Source organism: Pontibacter sp. LHS1, from assembly GCF_058932855.1.
The window spans coordinates 70,058-76,531 of record NZ_JBZYWF010000017.1; the positions used below are offsets into that span (position 1 = coordinate 70,058).

Sequence of the window (6,474 nt, forward strand, 5' to 3'; positions counted from 1 at the left end):
GCAACCCTTCTTAAGCCATACCTTATGACACAATTCTTGGCCTTACGCCCCACCGCAGCTTTGGTATTCTTCTGTTGTTTTATGATCTGCACCGCAAGCCATGCACAGGTAACGGAGCAGGAAAGGGAGGACCGTGCCGAGATGGCTAAAATTGACCGCGACCATGATAAGGTATTCAAGATACACCCGCTGCACTACGGGGAGGTCTTCGTTTCTTATGAAAAGGTACGCGCACCCGGTATCAGCAATGAGTTCGGGCTGAGCTATTTTTACAAACTGCACATGAAAGGCGATGGCTGGTCTACTAACATAAAGGATGTGATGGGCATCGGCATTCGGATGAGCCAGCGCTACTATACCTCCAGGAAGAAACCCGCTCCTTTTGGCTTTTTTCACGGGCCCATGTTCAGCTACCGTTTCATTGTGTTTGAACGCAATGTGTTCGACCTGCCTGATGTGCCGCCCAGCGACCCTGACTTCAGGTATGTGGGGCGGCTCTACCAGAACGCACTGGACCTGAGCTACCACCTGGGCTACCAGTTCCGGCTGGGCCGCCACTTTACCACAGAGCTGTCAGGCGGGCTCGGAGGACGGGTTAAGATTGCCAATGCCACCAACGGCGGAGACCTGATCAGGGAGAACATCATCGGGCATGTGGTGCACTCCGATGAAGGCGCTGTGATTACGGTTGGGCCTTCTCCACAGCTGAACTTCTCGATCGGCTATTCTTTCTGATTACTTGTTGATCTTGTTGAGCACGCTGTAGGCCATCAGCTTGCCGTTGCGGTAGGTTTCGGACTTGATCCAGCCGGTGCCGGGCACAAACCACTCCACCGTTTGCATGCGGGTGCCGGGCATTTTCATCCCCATGGCACGGGTCTGCACCTCCATGTCCTGGTTTATCTTGAACCCTTCGTACGTACCGGCCGGCACTTCCAGGCGCTCTCTGTTGCCCACGGTGCGCCCTGTTACCTGCATGGTGATCGTGCTCATGTTTTGACCGCTGCCTTTGTCGATAACGTTGATGGTGAAGCTGCCGTCTTTGAGTTGCTGCCCAGGGCTGAGGGAGGCCGGGTAGTCCATGTGGTCGCCCTCCATCTTGATCTCCATATTCTTGTAAGCTTCCATCATATCGGGGTTCATGAGTGAGCGCATGTCTATCCAGATGGATCCGCTTTCACAGCCTACCTGGTAGCTGCCTTCGTTGGCCATTTTGCCTTTCTCGTCATACATCTGGGTATGAACCGTAGCCTCCGATTTGTTACCGTTGCGCCGCACATCGGTTACTTTGTAAAGCATGCGCCCTGTGAGTTTGTTGCGCTGGTTGTAGTTGAGTATCTCGTACTCGGCATTTTCAGTTAGCAGCATATAGCCATTGCAGTCCTGCGCATGGACAGGTGTAGTCAGCAATACCCACAGCAGTACAGTCGTGATGAGGAGAAACTGATTTTTCATAACTTTAAGCTAATTTTCCCTTTGAATACTACTATAAATATACTTAATATTGTAGTTGATCGCCTACTATAATTTCAGATATGCGTGAAGGGGTTGGCAGCGTGGGCAAACGGCCTAAAATTCAGGGTATAAAAAAGCCGGACACAAGTTCCGGCTTCTATACCTATATTTCTGGGTCAGGCATTACCTCAAGCACCTGTAAAGTTCGGCTTGCGCTTCTCGTTAAAGGCAGTCACACCTTCCTTATAGTCAGCTGAGTTACCGACTATTTTCTGGCAGTGCGCCTCGTAGTCCAGCATCTCGTCCAAAGTAGAGCTGAAGGACTTGTTGAGCATTTTTTTCATCAGTCCGATGGCTTTGGTCGGTGCCACGGCATAGCGGGCAGCCAGCTCAGCCACTGCGGCGTCTAGCTCCTCAGGCGCCACTACCTTGTTTACCATACCGAGTTGCAGTGCTTCTTCAGCGCTTACTTTGGAGCCAAGGGTACTCAATTCAAATGCCTTAAGCGAACCTACTACTCGCGGCAGGAAGAAAGACGAGCCAGAGTCAAGCACCAGCCCTACGTTTACGAACACCTCGATCATGTTGGCAGCAGTAGAGGCTACAACCAGGTCACAGGCCAAAGCAAGCGAGCAACCGGCACCTGCGGCCACACCGTTCAGCTTACAAATGATCGGCTTCGGCAAGTTGCGCATGGCCCGGATGATCGGGTTATACCTTTTCTCGAGCGACTCCGACAGATCACGCTTGTCGGCACTGGCGATGGCTTTGAGGTCCTGACCGGAGCAAAAGGCCCTGCCAGCACCCGTCAGGATAATAACCCGCACACTGTCGTCGCGGGTCACCTGCTTCAGGGCGTCCTGTAGCTCGTAGCTCTGCTTGTCGTTAAAGGCGTTGAAAACATCGGGTCTGTTCAGCGTGATGGTCGCGATGCCATCCTGCACATCATATAGCAAGCACTCGTAATTCATATTGTCGTTTGTTTATAGTAGAGATAACCAAAGGTATAGATAATCACCCTGAAGAGCAAAAACGGCTACAGCGCTACCAGGCCCGCCATAAGCACCAGTACAAGCCCTGTCAGAAAGCCGGTATAGGCCTGTGCCGGGGTATGAGCGTGCAGCGCCAGTCTGGCCGAAAGCACCGCCCCAGATACCAGGATCAGCAATATGATAGGCATAAGCAAACCTGCTTCGGGCATCAGTTTGTTCACCAGCAAAAGTACTCCCAGCGCTCCTCCCAGTCCAATACCGTGCGCACTGATCTTCCAGAAAAAGGAAACAAACCAGGCTACCAAAACAGATGCTGTGATCACGGCCATTACAAAATAGAAAAGCTGATCAAACACGGGCTCTGTATAAAACAGGTAGGTCGTGACCGCATAGCAAAGGGCCGTGAACAACAGTGGCTTGCTGCGCTGCTCGCGCCTATCAATCTCATACGAGTCGATAAAGCCGGTTTTGAACATCGCAAAAGCGCCAAGCCCAGGCACCATGAAGGTACTAAAGAAGATCATGCTCAGCACGATCCAGCGGCTTTGCAAAGGCAGCGAAATTGAGGAAACCGGCAGAAAGTAGAGAATGATGACGAACAGATAGGTCGGCATCAGCAGTGGGTGAAACGCAACAGATAAAAAGCGGGCAAGAGAGCGGTTCAAGTGTTGGGATGAGTGAATGAGTGAGTTTGTGAATGAGTGAATTAAAAGATGTCGCCTGTAGGGGCAGGTCGCGACCTGTCCGAATCAAGCACCAAACAATCAGCAATAAACAATCAACAATTTAAAGCTCCTTCCGCAGACGAGCCACAGGTATGTTGAGCTGCTCGCGGTATTTGGCCACGGTGCGGCGGGCTATGTTGTAGCCTTTGTCGTTCAGGAGCTTTTCTATCTTCTCGTCGGAGAGTGGCTTGCGCTTGTTCTCTTTGTCGATGATCTCTTTGAGAATATGCTTCACCTCACGGCTGCTGGCATCCTCACCGGAGTCAGTGGCTATACCTTCGGAGAAGAAATACTTGAGCGGGTAAATACCGAATTCGGTCTGCACGGCTTTGCTGTTGGCCACACGGCTCACGGTACTGATGTCCATCCCGATCTCCTCGGCAATGTCCTTCAGAATCATGGGCCGCAGCTTGCTCTCGTCGCCTTCCAGGAAGAATTCGTGCTGGTATTTGATGATGGCCTCCATGGTGCGCAGCAAGGTGTTCTGCCGTTGGCGTATGGCATCGATAAACCACTTGGCCGCGTCCAGTTTCTGCTTTACAAAGGCCACCGTCTCCTTCAGCTTCTTGTCTTTCTTGTCTGACTTATCGTAGGCGTCGAACATATCGGCGTAGGAGCGGCTGATGCGCAGGTCCGGGGCATTGCGGGAGTTGAGCGAAAGCTGCAGCTGCCCGTTTTCGTTCGTCAGGATGAAGTCAGGTATAATATACTGCACCCGCGTCATGCCAGCACCACTGCCACCCGGTTTAGGGTTAAGCTTGATGATGACGTCGATGGCTTTTTTCAGCTCTTCTTCCGACACCCCAAACTTGCTCTGTATCTTCTGGTAGTGCTTCTTGGTGAATTCGTCAAACGAGTCCTTGATGATGCGCTCGGCCAAGCGGATGGTCTCGTCCTGCTCACGGCGCTCAAGCTGCAGCAGCAAGCACTCCGGCAAGTCACGGGCTGCTATACCTGCCGGATCGAAGGTCTGGATCATATGCAGCACCTGCTCGATTTCCTCTTCGGATGTCATCACGTTCTGCGAAAAAGCCAGGTCGTTGGCAATAGAGCTCAGGTCGCGCCGGATGTACCCGTCGCTGTCGATGCTGCCGATGAGCTGCATCCCGATTGTGAACTGCTTGTCGTCTAGCTCCAGGAAGCCCAGTTGGTCCATCAGGTTGTCGGTGAGCGAGGTGGACATGGCGATGGGCATTTCACGGTCATCGTCATCATCGCCACCGCGGTCGCCCTGCATCTTATAGCCGCTTATCTCGTCGTCGTTCAGGTAATCATTGATGTCGACATCGTCCTTGCCGTAGTCGTCATCGCTGTCGTATTCGTCTGAGTCGGAGTCGCTGTATTCGTTTTCGGGCTCTTCACGGCCTTCTTCAAGCGCTGGATTCACCTCCATCTCCTCTTTTATGCGCGCTTCGAGCTCAACAGTAGGTATCTGCAGCAGCTTGATAAATTGTATCTGCTGCGGCGATAACTTCTGGGATAAGAGTTGTCTTAAATCGAGTCGCTGCATAGTGGGTGAAAATGGATTCTGGTGCCTGTCAGTGCACCTTCAAATTTAGGATAATTTTACTCGCATTTACAAAAAAGGTTAAAATATCGTTACTTTGAGGGATTATTGAAAAAGGGGCTATACCTAAGTGCCAACGCAGGTTAACTTGCCTGTTACTGGACTTTATCTAAGCAGTTTACAGCCGTCCCTTTGAAGGTGTTAGCGCATCTTTTTCTGTCTTTTTTGAAGGGCAGAGAACTATACCCTAACTTAAAATTTGTTCAGACACATTACGCTACTAGAAATAACATGCAACGCACAAAAGTAAAAGAGCTACTGACGGGTGCCGGTGTAGGCAACGAGGTTTTATTGAAGGGCTGGGTACGCACCAAGCGCGGCAACAAATTTGTGAATTTCATTGCCGTGAACGACGGCTCCACGATACAGAACCTGCAGGTAGTAGCCGATGCCGAGAAGTTTGGCGAGGAGTCCCTGAAAGACGTGACCACCGGTGCTGCCGTAGCTATTACGGGACAGCTGGTAGAATCGCAGGGCAAGGGACAGGCTTACGAGATCATGGCCAACACGATCGAGGTGCTGGGCAAAGCCGATCCGGAAACCTACCCGCTGCAGAAGAAGGCGCACTCGCTGGAGTTCTTGCGCGAGATCGCCCACCTGCGCTTCCGTACCAATACCTTCGGGGCCGTGTTCCGTGTGCGTAACTCTTTGGCTTTTGCCGTGCACAGGTTCTTCAACGAGAAAGGCTTCGTGTACATGCACACGCCGATCATCACGGCCTCTGACGCAGAGGGCGCCGGTGAGATGTTCCGCGTAACCACGCTGGACCCAACCAACCCGCCGCTTACCGAAGACGGACAGGTGAATTACGAAGAGGACTTCTTCGGCAAAGCCACTAACCTGACCGTATCTGGTCAACTGGAAGGCGAACTGGCAGCCATGGCTTTCAGCGATATCTATACCTTTGGCCCGACCTTCCGGGCAGAGAACTCCAACACCGCCCGTCACCTGGCTGAGTTCTGGATGATTGAGCCGGAGATGGCTTTCTATGACCTCAAAATGAACGCCGACCTGGCCGAGGAGTTCATCAAGTACATCATCCGCTACGCCCTGGAGCACAACCGTGAGGACATTGAGTTCCTGGGCCAGCGCCTGACAGAGGAAGACAAGAGCAAGCCGCAGAACGAGCGCCAGGAAATGACCCTGCTCGAGAAGCTGGAGTTCGTGGTGAACAACAACTTTGAGCGCGTGACCTATACCGAGGCCATCGAGATCCTGCTCAACTCGAATCACTACAAAAAGAAAAAATTCCAGTACGACGTGAAATGGGGCATCGACCTGCAGAGCGAGCACGAGCGCTACCTGGTGGAGAAGCATTTCAAGAAGCCGGTGATTGTAACGGATTATCCAAAAGATATCAAAGCTTTCTACATGCGTCTCAATGACGACGGCAAGACCGTGGCCGCCATGGACATCCTGGCGCCAGGTATAGGCGAGATCGTGGGTGGTTCGCAGCGTGAGGAGCGTATGGACATACTGGTGGAGCGCATGAAAGGCGTAGGTATACACGAGGAGGACCTGTGGTGGTACCTGGATACCCGCCGTTTCGGAGGCTGTCCGCACGCCGGCTTCGGTCTGGGCTTTGAGCGCATGGTGCAGTTCGTGACCGGTATGGGCAACATCCGCGACGTGATCCCGTTCCCACGCACACCGAAGAACGCAGAGTTTTAACACAGGTTATACCTGTACAACCAAAGAGCCCGGCTATACTTTAGCCGGGCTTTTTTTCTGGTCG

At 52.4% G+C, this 6,474-nt stretch carries 6 protein-coding genes; 2 read left to right on the plus strand and 4 right to left on the minus strand.

Annotation, left to right across the window (positions count from 1 at the left end; translation table 11 throughout):
* Nucleotides 1-24: 24 nt before the first annotated feature.
* A complete protein-coding gene (locus tag AC5FXQ_RS20625; protein WP_493604302.1) occupies nt 25-735 on the plus strand; it encodes an ABC transporter ATP-binding protein in 711 nt (236 codons plus the stop codon).
* Here AC5FXQ_RS20625 and AC5FXQ_RS20630 read toward each other — a convergent pair whose 3' ends face one another.
* From AC5FXQ_RS20630 to rpoN, 4 genes are all read right to left on the minus strand, one after another.
* Nucleotides 736-1,455, minus strand: a complete 720-nt coding sequence (locus AC5FXQ_RS20630) for a TapB family protein (RefSeq protein ID WP_493604303.1) — start codon at nt 1,453-1,455, stop codon at nt 736-738. It lies immediately after the preceding gene.
* A gap of 188 nt (nt 1,456-1,643) precedes the next feature.
* A complete protein-coding gene (locus AC5FXQ_RS20635) occupies nt 1,644-2,426 on the minus strand; it encodes an enoyl-CoA hydratase-related protein (RefSeq protein ID WP_493604304.1) in 783 nt (260 codons plus the stop codon).
* 65 nt (nt 2,427-2,491) lie between these two features.
* Entirely contained in the window at nt 2,492-3,112 is a 621-nt protein-coding gene (locus AC5FXQ_RS20640) for a hypothetical protein (RefSeq protein WP_493604305.1), read from the minus strand.
* Between the two features lie 121 nt (nt 3,113-3,233).
* Nucleotides 3,234-4,682 carry an RNA polymerase factor sigma-54 gene (rpoN, locus tag AC5FXQ_RS20645; RefSeq protein WP_493604306.1) on the minus strand — a complete coding sequence of 483 codons (1,449 nt, stop codon included), beginning with the start codon at nt 4,680-4,682 and terminating at the stop codon, nt 3,234-3,236.
* 288 nt (nt 4,683-4,970) lie between these two features.
* Between rpoN and asnS the strand changes: the two genes are divergently transcribed.
* Nucleotides 4,971-6,410 carry an asparagine--tRNA ligase gene (asnS, locus tag AC5FXQ_RS20650; RefSeq protein WP_493604307.1) on the plus strand — a complete coding sequence of 480 codons (1,440 nt, stop codon included), beginning with the start codon at nt 4,971-4,973 and terminating at the stop codon, nt 6,408-6,410.
* Nucleotides 6,411-6,474 lie beyond the last annotated feature (64 nt).